We start from the raw sequence: 18,660 nt of genomic DNA on the forward strand, positions 1-18,660 counted from the left end.
ATGACAAAACCGTTAAAAATCACCCTGATCACATTGTGCGCATTGTTAGTTCTATCTATCGTGGGATATTTTGTAGCTAATGCCATTGTTTCTTCAAAAGTTGAGAATTTCCTTAAAACAGAGCTTCCTGAAAATCTTAGCGTGGACTATGAATCCTTGGATGTCAGTATATGGAGTGGCAATGTACTGATGGTTCAGCCTAAAATATTAAATAAGGGCAGTCATACTTCAAAAACCAATATAGAGGTTGAGCTAGATACCATTTTGGTTGACGGATTTGGGCTGTGGAGCTATCTCATTAATGATAAAATTAATGTGAAAACTGTGCAGTTGAGAAGTCCGAAATTAATATATAACCACAATAGTGCAATTCCGAAAGATGAATATAAGAGTTCATCTAAAGAGGAGTTGAAGCAAGATATCAAGGTGGACAGATTTAATATTCAGGACGCAGAAATTATCATTAAAGATGTTGAAACAGATTCTCTGTTATTTCAGGCAGAAAGACTGACTATAAATGTTATGGCCGTCGCCATAGACAATGCTTCGGTTAAAAAGCGCATTCCGTTTAATTATGATGGCTACAATATCTCATATAGTGACTTGTTCTATAGTATGGGCGAGTATGAAAATTTGAAAATTGCTTCGGCGAATATAACCCAAGATGAAGCCGTTTTTAAGGAGATGAAAATATATACGAAATATTCCAAACAGAAATTTGATAATATGATCGCTATTGAACGCGATCATTTTGATGTCTCAATTACGTCATTGGTTTTGGAAGGTCAAAAATTTGGATATGAAAAGGATTCTATTTTTTATTTTAAAAGTCCAAAAATCACGCTTGAAAATCCTGAAATGCATATTTACAGAAACAAATTAATAGCTGATGATTTAACTCGTAAAAAACTATACAGTAGAATGTTAAGAGAGCTTAAGTTTGATTTGACTTTAAGCGCTATTAATCTTAAGAATGCAACTATTGTGTATTCAGAAAAAGTGAATGCAGATATGGGAGCGGGCCAACTTTCTTTTACAAAAATGAATGCCGACATAAAGAATATTAGCAACACTTATGGCGAATCAGAAAAAACTACTTTAGATATTGATGCCATTTTTATGGTTCAAACGCCTCTAAAAGTAAAATGGGAATTTGTTGTTAACAATGTCAATGATGCCTTTGTATTTAGAGTTGATCTTGGCAAGTTGCCAGCTGCCGATTTGAATGCGTTCTCACAACCCAATTTAAAGGTGAATCTGGAAGGCGAACTCCTACAGACCTACGCCACGGTTTCAGGGGATGCAAACACTTCAAGGGTAGATATGAAGGCAAATTACGAGGATTTCAAAGTGGAAATATTGGATGGAGAAGGAGAAAAGAAAAATACGATCTTATCAGCTATTGCAAACTTGTTCATAGCGAAAAATAGTGACAGAGCTTCGGATGGGTTTAGGGAAGGTAATAAAGAGGGAATTGAGCGTGATCACACCAAGTCAATCTTCAATTTCCTATGGCTTAGCATCAAGTCAGGGTTGGCGAGTGTATTGACTGGCGATGGGAAAATAAACAAATAGCGGTTAGAATTGGATGGTATTCTGAGCATGAATAAATTATATAAAGCTAACCAAAGACATCTATACTCGAGTGTATTGAATGTCATTTATTGAATAGATTGAATTTTTCATTTTCTTTAAAAACAAGAAACAGATCTGCATAACCTACCTCATCGGCAACTCGGCCAATAGAACTCGTAAAGAAACCATCTACCATAAACCGACTATGGCATAACTATTGAAATCATATCAGTTCAATCCCGACACCTTATGTGTTAACCTACTGATAGTCAGTGATTGATTTAAAGTTTTTACTAATAAAATAAATATAGTTATGTCACAATTATGACATAATGACCTTAAGCATAATATGAAAGAATCTAAATTTTTAAGTCTTGACAGTTTGTCATTTCAGGAGTTTGACGAAAATTCAGAGTTAATTCCGTTAATGACGCCAGAAGACGAAGAACAAATAAACAATGAAGAACTACCCGCTACATTGCCGATTTTGCCATTGCGGAATACGGTATTGTTTCCAGGTGTGGTCATCCCAATCACCGCCGGAAGGGATAAATCCATTAGGCTGATCAATGACTCCAATAAGGGAAGTAAGGTTATCGGTGTGGTTTCTCAAAAAGACGGTAGTATTGAAGATCCAGAAGGAAAGGACATTTATAAAACAGGTACCGTAGCGCGTATACTTCGTGTCCTTAAAATGCCTGATGGAAATACCACCATTATTATTCAGGGAAAAAAGCGATTTGAAGTGAATCAGGTCATCACGGAGGAGCCTTATATTACGGCAACAGTTAAAGATGTTGCAGAGGCTAAGCCTGCTGAAGATAATGAGGAGTTCTCTGCTATTATAGAATCTATCAAAGATTTGGCCCTTCAAATAATAAAAGAAAGTCCAAACATTCCTTCAGAGGCGAGTTTTGCTATTAAGAATATTGAAAGCAATTCGTTTTTGGTGAATTTTGTGTCTTCTAACATGAATCTTTCTATTGAGGAGAAGCAAAAGCTGCTTGAAATTAATGATTTGAAAGAGCGTGCATTGGCGACATTAAAGTTCATGAATGTCGAATTCCAGAAACTGGAACTTAAAAACGATATTCAATCGAAGGTTCAGAGTGATATGAACCAGCAGCAACGTGAATATTTCTTGCATCAACAAATGAAAACCATCCAAGAAGAATTAGGTGGTGTATCTTATGATGAAGAGATTGACGAAATGAAGGTGTTGGCAAAATCCAAGAAATGGGATGAGAAAGTTGGTACACATTTTCAAAAGGAATTGATGAAATTGCAACGAATGAACCCGCAGGTTGCAGAATATTCCATTCAAAGAAATTATTTGGAATTGTTTTTGGAATTGCCTTGGAATGAGTTCAGCAAGGATAAATTCGATTTAAAACGTGCCAAACGTATTTTGGATCGTGACCATTATGGAATGGATGATGTTAAGAGACGAATTATCGAGTATTTAGCCGTTTTAAAGTTGCGGAACGATATGAAATCACCAATCCTTTGTTTATATGGGCCTCCTGGAGTAGGGAAGACCTCTTTGGGTAAATCTGTTGCAGAAGCTTTAGGACGCGAATATGTAAGGATGTCTTTGGGCGGATTACGTGATGAAGCCGAAATTCGCGGCCATAGAAAAACATATATTGGTGCCATGCCAGGCCGAATTCTCCAAAGCTTGAAAAAGGCCGGGACTTCTAATCCTGTGTTCGTACTGGATGAAATAGACAAACTTTCCAATAGTCATCAAGGAGATCCGTCTTCTGCCATGTTGGAGGTTTTGGATCCTGAGCAAAATAGTGAGTTCCACGACAACTTTTTGGAGATGGGCTTCGACCTTTCAAAAGTCATGTTTATTGCAACAGCAAATAGTTTGAGCAACATTCAGCCAGCATTGTTGGACCGTATGGAAATCATTGATGTTACTGGGTACACCATTGAAGAAAAGGTGGAAATTGCCAAACGTCATCTTTTGCCAAAGCAAATTAAGGAGCATGGGTTAACTGAGGAGCATTTGAAAATTGCGAAACCACAGTTAGAAAAAATTGTTGAAGGTTATACACGAGAATCTGGAGTAAGGGGACTTGAAAAACAATTGGCAAAAATGGTTCGCTTTGCGGCTAAAAACATTGCCATGGAAGAGACTTACAATATTAAGGTGACCAATGAAGATGTTTTGGAAGTCTTGGGATCTCCAAGAATGCAGCGCGACAAATATGAAAGCAATAATGTGGCAGGTGTGGTGACTGGATTGGCTTGGACAAGGGTAGGAGGTGATATATTATTTATCGAATCCATTCTATCTAAAGGTAAAGGCACGTTGACCATCACTGGTAATTTAGGAACGGTCATGAAAGAGTCCTCCACCATCGCCATGGAGTTCATAAAGTCCAATGCAGAGGAATTCGGCATTGATCCAGAGGTTTTTGAAAAATATAATGTCCACATCCACGTTCCAGAAGGCGCAACACCAAAAGACGGACCAAGTGCTGGGGTGACGATGCTGACATCGTTAGTGTCTTTGTTTACACAGCGTAAAGTCAAGAACAGTCTCGCCATGACTGGAGAAATTACATTAAGAGGAAAAGTATTGCCGGTTGGTGGAATCAAAGAGAAGATTTTAGCAGCCAAACGCGCACGCATCAAAGAGATTTTACTTTGTGAGGACAATAGACGTGATATTGAAGAAATAAAACCTGAGTATTTGAAAGGTCTAACCTTTCATTATGTAACAGATATGAGGGATGTTTTAAAAGTAGCACTTACCGACGAGAAAGTCAAAAACGCAAAAATCTTATAATCTGAACGGCAACAATTTGTTGCCGTTTTTTTGATTTAAAAATAAATCAAACATATCAGCGTTTTAAGTAAGAAATACTACTTTTGTCGTTCTATGATTAAGAGGATTACTGTTTTATTCTTTATTGTTTCGAACATCTCAGTTTTCGCACAACTTGGTGGTGAATCCACTTATCAATTCTTGAACTTGGTATCCTCACCGCGGCAGGCTGCATTAGGCGGAAAAGTCATCACGAATTTTGATTATGACGTGACGAGCGGATTGTACAATCCTGCCACTATAAATCCTGAAATGGACAATCAGTTAGCATTAAATTATTCCAGTTACTTAGGTGGTATCAGCTATGGCACGGGGGCTTATGCCTATACTTGGGATAGACACGTACAGACATTTCATGTTGGTATGACTTATATTAATTACGGCAAATTTGACGGTTACGACCAAAGCGGGGTCTCTACCGGAACTTTTACAGGTAGCGAGGCATCGTTATCATTTGGATATGCGTTCAGAATTCCCTTTTCTGATTTTTATGTGGGTGCCAGTGGAAAATTGATCACGTCACAATTGGAGCAATACAATTCTATTGGGGGCGCCATTGATGCTGGAATTATGTATATCAATGAAGATCTTGATTTTCATGCCGCATTATCTGTAAGAAATTTTGGTACACAGTTTACAACTTATGCTGATCTGCATGAAAAACTACCTTTGGAAGTTAATTTAGGGCTCTCGCAAACTCTCCAGCATGTGCCGTTGAGATGGCATCTTACTTTCGAGAATTTACAGCAATGGCCCATCGGCGTTTCAAATCCTGCAAGGGCAACCACCGATTTAGATGGTAATCAAACCCAAGAAAAGGTAGGTTTTTTAAACGAAGTGATGCGTCACACCATCATTGGTGCTGAGCTTTTTCCTGAGCGAGGTTTCAATCTCCGATTTGGTTATAATTTCAGACGTGCTGAAGAACTCCGTATTGTCGATCAGCGGAATTTCTCAGGACTTTCTTTCGGGATTGGTATCAAGCTCAATAAAATACGATTTAGCTATACACATGCACGTTATACAGGTGCTTCAAATACGAGTTTTTTCGGATTGCAGATAGATTTAAGATAAACTAAAAAAATTTCCGTTTCTGCGGAAAATAGATATGAAGAAGATTACTATTGCCATTGACGGTTTTTCATCAACAGGAAAAAGTACGGTAGCCAAACAATTGGCCAAAGCTTTAGGTTATGTGTATGTAGATTCGGGTGCCATGTACAGAGCGATAACGCTATATGCTATGCAAAATGATATCATTTCTAAAGATCATTTTGATATTGAAAAATTGATTAATGATTTAGACAGTTTGAAAATTAGCTTTAAGTATAATGATGTTTTAGGTTTTGCTGAAATGTATTTGAATGGTGTGAATGTGGAACATGACATCCGGACTTTGGAAGTCTCACAGTGGGTCAGTCAAGTAGCGGAGATTTCAGAAGTCCGCAGAATGTTGGTTTTACAGCAACAAATAATGGGCAAGGAGAAAGGCGTGGTTATGGATGGTCGCGATATTGGAACGGTTGTTTTTCCTGATGCCGAATTAAAATTTTTCATGACTGCTTCCGCAGATACAAGAGCTAAAAGACGTTACAAGGAACTTCTTGAGCGCAACGAAAGTGTGAGTTATGTGGACGTCTTAAAGAATGTAGAGTCCCGAGATTTAATTGATTCTACAAGAGAAGATTCCCCTTTGATGAAAGCGGAAGATGCCATAGAAATCGACAACTCCAACCTATCCTTGGAGGCGCAGTTTGAACAGCTATATGCTTTGGCACGAGAGGCAATTGAGAAGAAATAGGCTGGCGCAAATTCCAAATTCCAAATTCCGAATTCCGAATTCCAAATTCCGAATTCCAAATTCCAGATTTTGAGTTTCAAGTTTCAAGTTTCAAGTTTCTTGTTTCAAAATTCAAATGCTCTCGCAGAACTTCCTATCGGCAGTCAGGGGCGCAGGAGGCGCAAAGTATATCAATACAATTTTTGGTGCCTTAACTTCTCCATTGATCTAAATAAAATTTATTCCCCTGAAATCAGTGCAAATCTACAAAAACCAGCGCTTCCTGCCCGATCGGCGAGGCGGGTCAGCGTACCATTCACAGAGAACCATTGTCCATAAAAAAAACGACCCAGAAGATCGTTTTTTTATCGATTTAAAGTATAACGGAAATTATATATTTGGAATGATAAGTTCCTGATTTGGATGGATTAAATCTGGATTCTTTAAGATATCAGAATTCGCAGCGAAGATTTTTTGGTACTTGGAAGGGTCACCATAATATTGTTTCGCTATTTTACCAAGAGTCTCTCCTGATTTCACAGTATGTCTCGCAAAAACAGAAGTGTCAGCCACTTTAATGTCTGCTTTTATATCAGTAGGATTTTCTCCGCCGATAGCTTTTATTTTATCCCACAAAAGATTCTTTTCGTATTGATTCTTTGCAGTTCCTTTAATTTTTAATACGCCATTTTCTTCTGAAACATCGCCATTTTCTATGTTTAGTTCCTGTCCTAGATCCAAAACACTTTGATACTTAGATTTTACCATGATAATTATTTTTTAAATTAATGTAAACGTAAATATATTGAATTAATACCCAAAACAATAGCGCTATCAGAACTAATCTTTAACCGATTCAATCCTGAATGTAAATTTCTTATTTCAAGTTCCTTAAATAATTTGTAAATGAGAGAATTATATTGTATTTTTGCACTCCTTTTAGCGATACCCGTGGAAGATAAGAGGAATAAAACAAAAAAGCAAATAACACTTCTGTGTGTTGATCGCGTAAAACTTCCAAGAGCACTCAGAATACAAATATAGTATTCAGCAAATGTCTGAAAAAGAAACAAATCAAGCAGAGGTAGAAACTACCGAAGCAACAGAAACAGCAGTAGAAACTCAAACTACTGAAAAAGCAGCTCCTAAAGTATCAGAAGCGCAAGCAAATCCTGAAAAGTTTTTAGAAGAATTCAACTGGCACAACTACGAAGAAGGTATTGAGCAAGTAGACGACAAAAAACTTCAGGAATTTGAAAAATTAGTATCGGAAAATTTCGTGGATACCTTAGATGATGAAGTTGTTGAAGGTTTGGTCATCCATATTACTGATCGTGATGCTATTATTGATATCAACGCAAAATCTGAAGGTGTAATTTCTCTTAATGAGTTCCGTTACAATCCAAATTTAAAAGTTGGTGATAAAGTAGAGGTATTAATTGATGTGCGTGAAGATGCTAACGGACAGTTGGTATTATCACATCGTAAGGCTAGAGTAATCAAAGCGTGGGATCGTGTAAACAATGCGCACGACACTGGCGAAATCGTAAATGGTTTCGTAAAATGTCGTACTAAAGGTGGTATGATCGTTGACGTATTTGGTATTGAAGCTTTCTTGCCAGGTTCTCAAATTGATGTGAAACCTATTAGAGATTACGATCAGTACGTTAATAAAACAATGGAATTTAAAGTTGTGAAAATCAACCACGAATTCAAAAACATTGTTGTTTCTCATAAAGCGCTTATTGAAGCGGATATTGAAGAGCAGAAAAAAGAAATCATTAGCCAGTTAGAAAAAGGACAAGTATTGGAAGGTGTTGTTAAAAACATTACTTCTTATGGTGTCTTTATCGATCTTGGTGGTGTAGATGGATTGGTTCACATTACTGACCTTTCTTGGTCACGTATCAACCATCCAAACGAAATTGTTGAATTGGATCAAAAACTTAACGTTGTTATCCTTGATTTTGACGAAGATAAATCAAGAATCCAGTTAGGTCTGAAACAATTGAGCAAGCATCCTTGGGAAGCTTTGGGCGACACTATTAAAGTTGGCGATAAAGTAAAAGGAAAAGTTGTTGTGATTGCTGACTACGGTGCATTTATCGAAGTAGAAGAAGGTGTGGAAGGCTTGGTTCACGTAAGTGAAATGTCTTGGTCAACACATTTACGTTCTGCTCAAGATTTCGTAAAGGTAGGTGATGAGATTGAAGCGGTTATTTTAACTCTTGATAGAGAAGACCGTAAAATGTCATTAGGTATCAAACAATTGACTCCAGACCCATGGACTGATATTACTACAAAATATCCAGTAGGCTCTAAGCACACAGGTATTGTACGTAACTTCACAAACTTTGGTGTGTTTGTAGAATTGGAAGAAGGTATTGACGGATTGATTTATATCTCTGATCTATCTTGGACTAAGAAAATCAAACATCCAAGTGAGTTCTGTAATGTAGGTGACAATTTAGATGTCTTGGTATTGGAATTGGATGTTGAAGGACGTAAATTGAGTTTAGGTCATAAACAAACAACTGACAACCCTTGGGACAAATACGAAACTGAATTTGCATTAGGTACTACACATAAAGCAGAAATTTCTGAAATGGTAGATAAAGGTGCAACAGTTGAATTTAACGAAGATATCGTTGCTTTCGTACCTTCACGACATTTAGAAATGGAAGATGGTAAGAAATTGAAAAAAGGTGACACAGCTGAATTTAAAATTATTGAGTTCAATAAAGAGTTCAAACGTGTTGTTGCTTCTCATACAGCTATCTTTAAAGAAGAGGAAATGGCTAACGTAAAAGCAGCTGTTGCTAAAGCAGAAGCTTCTGCAGCTGAAGCAAAACCAACTCTTGGTGATGCTAACGATGCCTTACAAGCTCTTAAAGATAAAATGGACGGAAAAAAATAAGAACTAATTCCTGCCAAGGTAGGAATCTTATAGGTTTTTCAGTTCTATTAGTAAAAAGGCCTTCAATGTAAATTGGAGGCTTTTTCTATTCCAAACATTTCGCCACTGGAGATGGCGCTCATCTATTAGATTATCTCTGCCTTATTAGAAATCCACTTTATTTCCATTAGTGGGTTTTAATGCTCCGAAGTTCTTGATTGAAAACACACATCCAGAAAATATATAATTTGATTTGATACTATGTGCTTAAGCATATAGCTACCAGCCTAATGGCTTGTGTTTTTATAGACGAGCTTTTGGATGAAATGCCAATCCAATATCGATATGTTAAAATTTTTAGTAGTTGAAAGAGTAACCTGTAATAAATTTTTTTATGTAGGAATATTTTGATAAGTTTTGACCAAAACTCGAATTCTTGCTTATGATATATACCAACATTTCAGACTATGATTTTTAATATTAACGAGAACTAAAAACCAATTTTTCCAAAAAACGATTCATTTGCTAACCTTTAAACTACTATTCTATGAGAAAAATTACTTTTATTTTTACAATGGCTGCTATGTTTGCCATATTTTCATCTTATTCACAGGATGGAAACACAATTAATGATCCCATCGATTTAGATGGTTCAACCACCACTCCGGATTTATTGAATTTGGGACCGGCAACCAACTCTGGTCTTGAACCAATGTGTAGCACGGCACCGGATATTTTCTTTAAACATATTATTTCAGCAGGAGATAATAAGTTCATTTTTGAAATTAGGACCATAGCGGTTGCAGTAAGCTCCACTTCCTCCTTTCAATTGTTAAAAGCAACGAATGGCGATCTAAATACTTTACAAGAATCATATTGCGCTAATTATAACGTAGAGAGCGGCGTCGGTGGAGTTTCTCAAGGTATTATAGAAAACGTAATCCAAGGAGATGTTTATTACTTGAGAGTATTTAAGCCTACAGGTTTAACAGATGCTCAATTAAGAGCATTAGCTGATGCCTCAACTATTTCCATGGTGTCTTCTTATGACAGCACACTCTCATTTGAAAGTCCTGAGCAAAATGCGTTTAAGCTTATTGTTAAACGTAATTCTATAGAATTTCACAATAATGTAGATTACAAGAACTTCAGTGTTTATGCAATTGATGGAAAACAGGTCATGTCTCAAAAAACTAATGAAAGTCTAAAATCTATTGATATATCAATGTTAGATAGAGGCATATTTATATTGAGGGTTGAAAATGACGGCGCATCCCAAGCACATAAGTTCGTTAAGAATTAGTGTGGTATTTACCAATAAAGAAAGGAGCTTTTTTTGGTAAAAGCTCCTTTCTGTTTTTTATACACTACAGGGGCATCAATTCAAATTTTGCATTATCTTTGTTAACCAAACCTGTTTGGATAGTTTATGAGTCAAAAATTGTTACTTAATGCCAAAGAAATCAACATCATTCTTCATCGATTGGCTTGTCAACTCATTGAAAAACACGACGATTTTTCCAATACAGTACTTATAGGAATCCAACCGAGAGGTAAATTTTTGGCCAATCGATTAGCTCAAATTTTGAAGAGCGAATACCATATAAAACATATACAATTAGGACTTTTAGACATCACTTTTTTTAGAGATGATTTCCGACGTGGTGAAAAACCATTAGAAGCGAACACCACAGAGATCAATTTCCTTGTGGAAGATAAAAATATTGTCTTTATCGATGATGTGCTCTATACCGGAAGAAGTATTCGTGCGGCTTTAACCGCAATCCAATCTTTTGGCAGGCCTAATGAAATTGAGTTACTCACTTTAATTGACCGACGATTTAGCCGTCATTTACCCATTCAGCCAGATTATAGAGGTAGACAAGTGGATGCCATCAATAAAGAAAAGGTAAAAGTGAATTGGTTAGAACATGGCGGAGAAGATGCCGTATATCTAGTTAATAGTTAAATATGAATAGTGAAGAATTATTTATGCTCGATAAAAAAATCTCAGAAAATGGAGATGAAGTTATCGTTTCTTTTGGTCCCTTTGATGGCTTGGATGAAATTCATCGTATGGACGCCATGATGTTCGAAAATATTCCTGAAGACATTGGCAGATATGATGGTCATGAAGTGAATATGGATGATACTGATGGTCGACTATTTGCTTATGGAAGAAATGCCGAAGAATTATTTAAGTTGATGCAGCCGATGTTGTTACAGTTCGATTTTTTAAATAAAGCAATGGTATATCTTAGATTCAATAAAGAAGATGGTACTTATAGTGAACTTGAGTTTAACCTAAGCCAAGTTAAGTGATATAAGTTGAGATTTCAAAATTGGGACTTGGAACCTTGAACTTTAAACTTTGAATTTGGACACCTTGGATCAAAAGAATGAGTACGAATAGACAATAGGAATTAATAATAGGAATAAATAATACAGACAATGAGCGAATTAAGTGTCAATCACTTATTGGGAATTAAAGATCTGAATTCACAGGACATTCAACTTATTTTCGAAACAGCCGATCATTTTAAGGAGGTCATCAATAGACCCATCAAGAAAGTGCCTTCACTTAGGGATATAACCATTGCCAACTTATTCTTTGAGAATTCCACCCGTACCAAACTATCTTTTGAATTGGCTGAAAAACGGCTCTCTGCCGATGTCATCAACTTTTCAGCATCACAATCATCCGTTAAAAAAGGGGAAACCTTAATTGACACCGTCAACAATATTCTGTCGATGAAAGTGGATATGGTGGTCATGCGCCATCCAAACCCAGGAGCCAGTGTGTTCTTGTCACAACATGTTAGCGCCAGTATAATTAACGCAGGAGATGGTGCACATGAGCACCCTACACAAGCATTGCTGGACAGTTACTCTATTAGGGAGCGGTTAGGCAAAGTTCAAGGAAAAAACGTGGTTATTGTGGGCGATATTTTGCACAGTCGCGTTGCGCTTTCAAATATTTTCGCCCTTCAATTGCAAGGCGCAAACGTGATGGTTTGCGGACCAAAAACCTTATTGCCAAAGTATATCGATAAACTGGGTGTGAAAGTGGAGACTAATTTAAAGAAAGCGCTCCAATGGTGTGACGTTGCGAATATGCTTCGTGTACAGAATGAGCGTATGGATATGACGTATTTTCCGTCAACAAGAGAATATACGCAACAATACGGGGTTAATAAAGCATTGCTTAATTCTCTGGACAAGGAGATTACCATTATGCACCCAGGTCCTATAAATCGCGGGGTGGAAATCACAAGTGATGTGGCAGATTCCAAACAGGCCATTATTTTAGATCAAGTTCAAAATGGCGTGGCAATTAGGATGGCAGTTATTTATTTATTAGCTTCAAAAATTAAACATTAAATCGACTTTTATGATTTTTGACAAAGAAAACAATACAACTCTGATAACCCAAGAGAAAAGTACCATTATAGAACTAGTAAAAAAACTTCAGGTGACCTATCCCAAATTTGAGAATGATAACGTCATCATAAATTTATCGGTCTTAAATAAAGTCAGTTTACAAGACATTATTGAGTTTTTAGAGATATCCAATAGGCATCGTCGGGCCAAACATTCTTTCGTTATTGTAACGGATCAAACTAATTTAGATGAAATGCCCGATGAAATTATGGTCGTACCTACACTTAAGGAAGCTTATGACGTGATTGAAATGGAGGAGATGGAACGTGATTTGGGAATTTAAGAATAAGTTTATAAGTTGAGGAGATTGAAGTTTAGATGTATTCAGTTTAAAAGTCCTCAAAAGCTCTGTTGGACATTTACAACTCCTAAACTCATAACTTTCCAAACCCTTACTATGAAACTAACCATTCTTGGTTGCTTCAGTGCAACCCCACGTAGAGATACCAATCCGACGGCCCAGGTTTTAGAGATTAACAACCATCTTTTTTTAATTGATTGCGGCGAGGGAACTCAGGTGGAATTGCGTCGGAATAAAATCAAGTTCGCCCGGATCAAGCATATCTTTATTTCACATCTACACGGCGACCACTTTTTTGGGTTGGTGGGATTGATTTCCACATTCCGATTGTTGACCAGGGAAACTGAACTGCATATCTATTGTCCAAAGGGATTAAAGGAGGTGATTACTCTACAGATGAAATTAGCCGACTCATGGACCAATTATCCACTTTTTTTCCATGAATTGACTTCCGATACCTCAGATCTTATTTTTGAAGATGATAAAGTAGAGGTGTGGACCATTCCTTTAGACCATCGTATTTATACCAACGGATTTTTATTTAAGGAAAAGGAAGGTGAGCGCCATTTGCACATGCCGTCGGTTATTGAAGCCAATATTGATATGGCCTATTACAATAAGCTGAAACAAGGCTACGATGTAGTTAATAATGATGGCGTACTCATAGATCATAAAAAAGTAACATTGCCACCAAAACCACCCAAAAGCTATGCCTTTTGTAGTGATACGGCTTATAGGGAAGATATTGTGCCAATAATTAAAGATGTCGATGTGTTATATCACGAGTCTACGTTTTTAGAAAAACATGCGCATTTAGCACCAAAAACAAAGCACTCTACGGCAAAGGAAGCGGCGCTTATTGCAAAGAAGGCAAATGCGAAAACACTTATTTTAGGTCATTATTCCACACGTTATGATGACTTGAATGAATTCAAATTGGAAGCCCAGACCATTTTCAGATCGGTTAAATTAGCAAAAGATGGCAAGCGGTTTATTTTTGACTGAATTCCTTAAGATGTCTTATCCAACTAAATGCTGCATCTAAATCATCACACCTTTTAAGGCTGATATTTGCGAATTGCTTTTCAATGGAAGCATTGATATACGCAAAATCATTGTAAGCGACTGTGGCAATGGCAACAATAAAATCGAATTCTTTATGAAATCTATACCATAACTGTGGCTCAATAGAATAGGGTTCGACCCTATTGGAGATATAGGCAATTTCTATTCCTTCACCGTAATAATCGAGCATTGCGCCAATTACTTCTAGGATTTTGTCCCAGTCGAAGTGGATGCCTTCATGGAGTTCAGAGAGGACAAAATTCTCACAAAAATAAAAATTTCCAAATGTAAATTCTATTTTTGAATGTGGTAGTAGACTAAAATATTTACTTTCTTCAAATCGCATTTTAGGGAAATAATAGTTAAATTTATAAGAATTTGATGAGTAAAAAAATAAATACAATATTTTAACTTTTAAGTAATTTATAATGAATGCAGACTTAGGGAGTTACAGAAAATCCTACGAAAAACAAGCTTTATTGGAGGCTAACATAAGTGATAATCCTATGGAAGTTTTTCAGAAATGGTTCTATGAAGTGGACACTAATTTTGATGAGTCTGAGACCAATGCCATGACCATATCGACTATTGGATTGGATGGATTTCCTAAGAGTAGGGTAGTGCTTCTTAAGAAATATACTCATGAAGGTTTTATTTTCTATACCAATTATAAAAGTGACAAAGCAAAGGCCATTATGTCCAACCCAAATGTTTGTCTGTCATTTTTTTGGCCAAAGGCAGAACGTCAAGTGATTATTAAGGGAAGTGCAGAAAAAGTATCGCCGAATATGAGTGACGGTTATTTTGAATCGCGACCTCGCGGAAGTCAATTGGGGGCATTGGTATCCCACCAAAGTGAAGTGGTAAAGAATAGGGAAGTACTTGAAGAGGAACTGCATCAGCTTGAAGCAAAATTTGAAGGTAAGGAAATTCCCAGGCCAGAACATTGGGGAGGTTTTATTGTCAAGCCCATCTCAATTGAATTTTGGCAAGGACGGCCTAATAGATTGCACGATAGGATCAGGTTTACATTGAAAGAGGAATTTGATTGGGTTATGGAGCGTCTTTCACCATAATAGAGCTGCGATATGGATAAATTTCCAAAACCAATTGAGAGATGATTAACATTCTGAAAATATGGATGATCACACGGATATAACTTAAACATTCTTTGGTGTTGTACACCTATATCAGCTATTTTGATGGTTTTCTCAATGCTGGTAGTGTGACACGCTACGCTGCAGACGCTATACTCTTTTCCCAGCAGTTTTAATACACAGAGGCTTGTCTCGATCGTAAATATAATTCCGTATTCATACCTTGTGGACTTGTCGGCCAGTGCCGGTCGGACAGCCCCGAGGTTCTTGATTAATTAATAAAACAACTTAAAAACTGGACATCTAACTTTTATCGATAAAACGCAAGATTTCATCGCCGTAAGTCCAGTGTTTGTTTCAAAAAGATGTATTTCATCGATGATTTACAAATAAAACCGACTAAGTGTGTGCTTTTCATCGATTTTAACATTTCATTAACAGTTAGTTCATTTTAGTCTTCTAATTTAGCTGAACCAAATCGAATTAACCTACTTATGAAAATTTCTACCTACCTGCCAATGATGGCTTTACTGGCCATGTTTACCTTCTCTTGTTCTACGGATGAATTTCAAGAAGACAAGATCGATCATGTTCAATTGAAAAATGCTCCAGCACCTAAAGCCATTGAATTAGAAATTTTGGAGTTGATCAATAACTACCGAATCGAAATGGATTTAGCTCCATTAAACAACCTGAGCATCATTAAGTCGGTTGCATTTACACATACCGATTATATGGTATCTGTAAATCAGATTAACCATGACAATTTTTTCCAACGTAAATCCAGTTTGGTACAAAATGCTGCCGCAATGAAAGTTTCAGAAAATTTAGCTTATGCCTATAATTCTGCTGAATCTGTCGTAAATGGATGGTTGAAAAGTCCGGGGCATAAAGCAACTATAGAAGGAGATTTTACTGATTTTGATATTTCTGCAGAGAAGAATTCAGAAGGTAAATGGTATTTTACAAATATATTTATTAAGCGTTAGTCTATTAATTGAGTTTTAAGAAAGTTAGTTATTGTGAAAAGGACCGCTCCATATGAGCGGTTTTTTTATTGATAATTGGAGCATAATGCTCATTTAGTAATGATTGCCAATCATTATAAAGTTAGCTATTATTCTGGTTTTTAAAATGCCTTATACGCATTCCAAAGAAGTTTATTTTCAGGTTGAAAGGTCAAATCCTTGCTTCCAATTGCTATCGGGAGTCATTGCAGACAGTTTAGTTTCTATAAATTTTTTGGTCGGGTCGCCACTATCGGGAATACGAATAACTCTGTTTTTTTTATATTGTTTATTCGCTATTTCACGAAGCAGACTCTCAGTCTACCAATATAAAACTATGAACTTAAAATCCATAGCGGTTTATTTTACAGATAGTGTTCAACATTATACTAAGTAGTTAGTTGTGATCATTTCATGATAAAAGGTTCCTATCGACGAGACAAGATATAGCTGTTATAACTTTTCAACTTAATATATTAAACCTGTCTTTCTTAACAGTGCTGTCTTATTAGTTTCCTTCAACATACATCAACATGCATCAATATACTATAGAGATACAAAAACTAACCTTGTATAAATAGGAGTTTTATTTCCATCTGTCGGTCGAACGCGTCTATTTTCGATTCAGCCAACCGTCAATATGATCACCATGATTTAAAATCCACATACCTCGCCGTTTAGTAGAAAAACGGCATAAAAAAAGCAGACTCATGGTCTGCTTTTTTATAAAAACTTAGAAGAAATTAATCCTTCAATATATAGAAATACGATCTTCTGTTTAACTGGTGCTCTTCTGAGGTACATTTAACCCCGTTAGAACATCTGTTGAGCAATTGGGTTTCGCCATATCCGATAGCGCTCTCAATACGATCTGGAGCAATACCTCGGGATAGAATATAATCCCTTGTGGATTTGGCTCTTCTGTCGGATAATTTCATGTTATAATTGTCACTTCCTCTACTGTCTGTATGAGATTCAATTTTGATGACCATGTTTGGATGTTCTCTCATTACATCAACAATGTGCTCCAGCTCATATTCAGCATCTGTTCTGATATTCCATTTATCAAAATCGAAGAAGATAGGGTTGATCACAATTTGGTTGTCATCAATTAATGGTGTCAAATAGAGGTCGGCATTATTGACTTTACCATCCTCTAAACTTGTAGTCACTTCTTTTCTTCCATCTTTATAATCTTTCTTACTTCCAAGAACAGTATAGGTTTTGTCGCAATCTGCATCTAAAGTAAAGGCTCCAGTTTCCGATGTCATGACCGTTGCAATGATTTTACCAGTATTATTGATTAATTTTACTTCAACATTTGCAAGAACTTCACTGGTCTTTATGTTTCTGGCAATACCCTCAATAATCTGTTTGCAAGCTTCAGCACTAAATCCGTAAATATCATCACCACCTTTTCCACCAGGTCGGTTGGAAGAGAAATAGCCAGTCTTGTTATCATCATTCATAAAGAACGCGAAATCATCATAACCACTATTATAAGGAGCACCAATATTTTCAGGTTCTGCATTTTCCTTCTTTAGAATTTCAGACTTATAGATATCCAATAATCCCAAGTTCAAATAGCCATCAGAAGAAAAGTAAAGTGTATTATTCTTGGCAACAAAAGGGAACATCTCACGGCCTTCCGTATTCACTTTTGGCCCTAAATTTCTTGGTTCACCATAATTTCCATCCTCTAAAATATTGACGACGTAAATATCTGTTTGTCCAAAACCACCTTCACGATCTGATACGAAATACAATTTCGTATTATCCGGACTTAAAGCTGGATGTCCATTGGAGTAATAATCATCATTAAATGGCAGTTCAACAATATTGTTCCAAGCACCATTATCTAAAGTTGCCTTGTACAACTTTAAGTGTGAAGTTCCTTTGCGGTCATAGCCCAACTTATTTCTACGGTTGACGTTGTCTCTTGTGAAATACATGGTTTGACCGTCATTGGTAATGGCTATAGAGGCCTGATGATATGGGCTGTTTATTTTTGACGAATTAATGAAATCGGCACTTGAATATTCTTTATTGCCATCTTCATCCTTTGATACAGTCACATAATAGATGTCTAAAAATGGTTCAGCATTCCAGCCGTATCTTTTCCTCACGTCAGTATTTCTTGCGGAGGCAAAATAGAGCATATCATTCGCTATATAGGCACCAAAATCAGAGAACTCAGTATTGAAAGGCATGTTTTCGATTTTTACGATAACATCTTCAGTAGAAGCTAAATCTTCATAGAGATCAAGGTTGTTGGCATCAAAGTCCTTTACACGACTGTCGTTGCCTTGAATGTCCTTAAATTTCACCAGCCATTTGTCAGCTTCTTCATAATTTTTGATACTTCTTAAACTCTGAATGTATTTAAAAATGTACTCAGGATTGACCTTGTTATATTTGTTGACCGCTTTCCCATACCATAAGGCTGCTTCTTTTGATCTGGAATTGTTGTAGTAACAATCTCCCAAACGGGTTAGTACATGTTCACTGCTATCACCTTTTTTTACCGCTTCCTCATAAAGTTCGGTTGCTTTTACGTAGGCAAAGTTTTCAAAAAACTTATCTGCCAATTTTCTTTGAGCAACCATGAACGTGCTGCTAAGCGCAAAAAAGAATATAAATAATTTTGTTTTCATAGTCA

At 36.6% G+C, this 18,660-nt stretch carries 16 protein-coding genes; 13 read left to right on the forward strand and 3 right to left on the reverse strand.

Features of this window, described 5'->3' with window-relative positions; translation table 11 throughout:
- The 4 genes from J4051_RS13835 to cmk all read left to right on the forward strand — a co-directional run bounded on the left by J4051_RS13835 (position 1) and on the right by cmk (position 6,215).
- Positions 1–1,575, forward strand: a complete 1,575-nt coding sequence (locus J4051_RS13835; RefSeq protein WP_208234471.1) for an AsmA family protein — start codon at positions 1–3, stop codon at positions 1,573–1,575.
- Between the two features lie 349 nt (positions 1,576–1,924).
- Positions 1,925–4,375 (forward strand): endopeptidase La, encoded by a 2,451-nt coding sequence (gene lon / locus J4051_RS13840; protein ID WP_208234472.1) that lies wholly within the window; start codon positions 1,925–1,927, stop codon positions 4,373–4,375.
- Positions 4,376–4,468: 93 nt separating this feature from the next.
- Positions 4,469–5,488 carry a type IX secretion system protein PorQ gene (porQ, locus tag J4051_RS13845; RefSeq protein ID WP_208234473.1) on the forward strand — a complete coding sequence of 340 codons (1,020 nt, stop codon included), beginning with the start codon at positions 4,469–4,471 and terminating at the stop codon, positions 5,486–5,488.
- A gap of 34 nt (positions 5,489–5,522) precedes the next feature.
- Entirely contained in the window at positions 5,523–6,215 is a 693-nt protein-coding gene (gene cmk, locus J4051_RS13850) for a (d)CMP kinase (protein ID WP_208234474.1), read from the forward strand.
- A gap of 369 nt (positions 6,216–6,584) precedes the next feature.
- Here cmk and J4051_RS13855 read toward each other — a convergent pair whose 3' ends face one another.
- Positions 6,585–6,962, reverse strand: coding sequence for a LysM peptidoglycan-binding domain-containing protein (locus tag J4051_RS13855; protein WP_208234475.1), 378 nt, complete (start codon positions 6,960–6,962; stop codon positions 6,585–6,587).
- A 286-nt stretch (positions 6,963–7,248) separates the two neighbouring features.
- Between J4051_RS13855 and rpsA the strand changes: the two genes are divergently transcribed.
- From rpsA to J4051_RS13890, 7 genes are all read left to right on the forward strand, one after another.
- A complete protein-coding gene (gene rpsA / locus J4051_RS13860) occupies positions 7,249–9,111 on the forward strand; it encodes a 30S ribosomal protein S1 (RefSeq protein WP_208234476.1) in 1,863 nt (620 codons plus the stop codon).
- Positions 9,112–9,637: 526 nt separating this feature from the next.
- Positions 9,638–10,393, forward strand: coding sequence for a T9SS type A sorting domain-containing protein (locus J4051_RS13865; RefSeq protein WP_208234477.1), 756 nt, complete (start codon positions 9,638–9,640; stop codon positions 10,391–10,393).
- A 126-nt stretch (positions 10,394–10,519) separates the two neighbouring features.
- Entirely contained in the window at positions 10,520–11,059 is a 540-nt protein-coding gene (pyrR, locus tag J4051_RS13870; RefSeq protein ID WP_208234478.1) for a bifunctional pyr operon transcriptional regulator/uracil phosphoribosyltransferase PyrR, read from the forward strand.
- Between the two features lie 23 nt (positions 11,060–11,082).
- Positions 11,083–11,412 (forward strand): hypothetical protein, encoded by a 330-nt coding sequence (locus J4051_RS13875; RefSeq protein ID WP_208234479.1) that lies wholly within the window; start codon positions 11,083–11,085, stop codon positions 11,410–11,412.
- 129 nt (positions 11,413–11,541) lie between these two features.
- Positions 11,542–12,471, forward strand: coding sequence for an aspartate carbamoyltransferase catalytic subunit (locus tag J4051_RS13880; protein WP_208234480.1), 930 nt, complete (start codon positions 11,542–11,544; stop codon positions 12,469–12,471).
- Positions 12,472–12,481: 10 nt separating this feature from the next.
- The gene (locus J4051_RS13885) at positions 12,482–12,814 is read left to right on the forward strand and encodes a ribonuclease Z (RefSeq protein ID WP_208234481.1); all 333 of its coding nucleotides are present in this window, start codon (positions 12,482–12,484) and stop codon (positions 12,812–12,814) included.
- 114 nt (positions 12,815–12,928) lie between these two features.
- Positions 12,929–13,837, forward strand: a complete 909-nt coding sequence (locus J4051_RS13890) for a ribonuclease Z (protein ID WP_208234482.1) — start codon at positions 12,929–12,931, stop codon at positions 13,835–13,837.
- On the opposite strand, the gene J4051_RS13895 is transcribed toward J4051_RS13890, so the two are convergent.
- On the reverse strand, positions 13,824–14,243 hold the full coding sequence (locus J4051_RS13895; RefSeq protein ID WP_208234483.1) for a hypothetical protein: 420 nt from the start codon (positions 14,241–14,243) through the stop codon (positions 13,824–13,826). The two genes, J4051_RS13890 and J4051_RS13895, sit on opposite strands and share 14 nt — an antisense overlap.
- Positions 14,244–14,325: 82 nt before the next feature.
- Here J4051_RS13895 and pdxH point away from each other — a divergent pair, with 82 nt between their 5' ends.
- Both pdxH and J4051_RS13905 read left to right on the forward strand, forming a co-directional pair.
- On the forward strand, positions 14,326–14,973 hold the full coding sequence (gene pdxH / locus J4051_RS13900; protein ID WP_208234484.1) for a pyridoxamine 5'-phosphate oxidase: 648 nt from the start codon (positions 14,326–14,328) through the stop codon (positions 14,971–14,973).
- 515 nt (positions 14,974–15,488) lie between these two features.
- Positions 15,489–15,983: a CAP domain-containing protein gene (locus J4051_RS13905; RefSeq protein WP_208234485.1), complete on the forward strand. Its 495-nt coding sequence runs from the start codon at positions 15,489–15,491 to the stop codon at positions 15,981–15,983.
- Positions 15,984–16,744: 761 nt separating this feature from the next.
- On the opposite strand, the gene J4051_RS13910 is transcribed toward J4051_RS13905, so the two are convergent.
- Positions 16,745–18,655, reverse strand: a complete 1,911-nt coding sequence (locus tag J4051_RS13910) for an OmpA family protein (protein ID WP_208234486.1) — start codon at positions 18,653–18,655, stop codon at positions 16,745–16,747.
- Positions 18,656–18,660: the final 5 nt, after the last annotated feature.

Source organism: Gelidibacter pelagius (genome assembly GCF_017581925.1).
In the GTDB taxonomy this organism is placed as follows: domain Bacteria; phylum Bacteroidota; class Bacteroidia; order Flavobacteriales; family Flavobacteriaceae; genus Gelidibacter; species Gelidibacter pelagius.

Excerpts from the sequence above, each read along its gene's own strand:
- J4051_RS13835 (WP_208234471.1), top strand. The coding sequence starts at position 1 with ATGACAAAACCGTTAAAAATCACCCTGATCACATTGTGCGCATTGTTA.
- lon (WP_208234472.1), top strand. The coding sequence starts at position 1,925 with ATGAAAGAATCTAAATTTTTAAGTCTTGACAGTTTGTCATTTCAGGAG.
- porQ (WP_208234473.1), top strand. The coding sequence starts at position 4,469 with ATGATTAAGAGGATTACTGTTTTATTCTTTATTGTTTCGAACATCTCA.
- cmk (WP_208234474.1), top strand. The coding sequence starts at position 5,523 with ATGAAGAAGATTACTATTGCCATTGACGGTTTTTCATCAACAGGAAAA.
- J4051_RS13855 (WP_208234475.1), bottom strand. The coding sequence starts at position 6,962 with ATGGTAAAATCTAAGTATCAAAGTGTTTTGGATCTAGGACAGGAACTA.
- rpsA (WP_208234476.1), top strand. The coding sequence starts at position 7,249 with ATGTCTGAAAAAGAAACAAATCAAGCAGAGGTAGAAACTACCGAAGCA.
- J4051_RS13865 (WP_208234477.1), top strand. The coding sequence starts at position 9,638 with ATGAGAAAAATTACTTTTATTTTTACAATGGCTGCTATGTTTGCCATA.
- pyrR (WP_208234478.1), top strand. The coding sequence starts at position 10,520 with ATGAGTCAAAAATTGTTACTTAATGCCAAAGAAATCAACATCATTCTT.
- J4051_RS13875 (WP_208234479.1), top strand. The coding sequence starts at position 11,083 with ATGCTCGATAAAAAAATCTCAGAAAATGGAGATGAAGTTATCGTTTCT.
- J4051_RS13880 (WP_208234480.1), top strand. The coding sequence starts at position 11,542 with ATGAGCGAATTAAGTGTCAATCACTTATTGGGAATTAAAGATCTGAAT.
- J4051_RS13885 (WP_208234481.1), top strand. The coding sequence starts at position 12,482 with ATGATTTTTGACAAAGAAAACAATACAACTCTGATAACCCAAGAGAAA.
- J4051_RS13890 (WP_208234482.1), top strand. The coding sequence starts at position 12,929 with ATGAAACTAACCATTCTTGGTTGCTTCAGTGCAACCCCACGTAGAGAT.
- J4051_RS13895 (WP_208234483.1), bottom strand. The coding sequence starts at position 14,243 with ATGCGATTTGAAGAAAGTAAATATTTTAGTCTACTACCACATTCAAAA.
- pdxH (WP_208234484.1), top strand. The coding sequence starts at position 14,326 with ATGAATGCAGACTTAGGGAGTTACAGAAAATCCTACGAAAAACAAGCT.
- J4051_RS13905 (WP_208234485.1), top strand. The coding sequence starts at position 15,489 with ATGAAAATTTCTACCTACCTGCCAATGATGGCTTTACTGGCCATGTTT.
- J4051_RS13910 (WP_208234486.1), bottom strand. The coding sequence starts at position 18,655 with ATGAAAACAAAATTATTTATATTCTTTTTTGCGCTTAGCAGCACGTTC.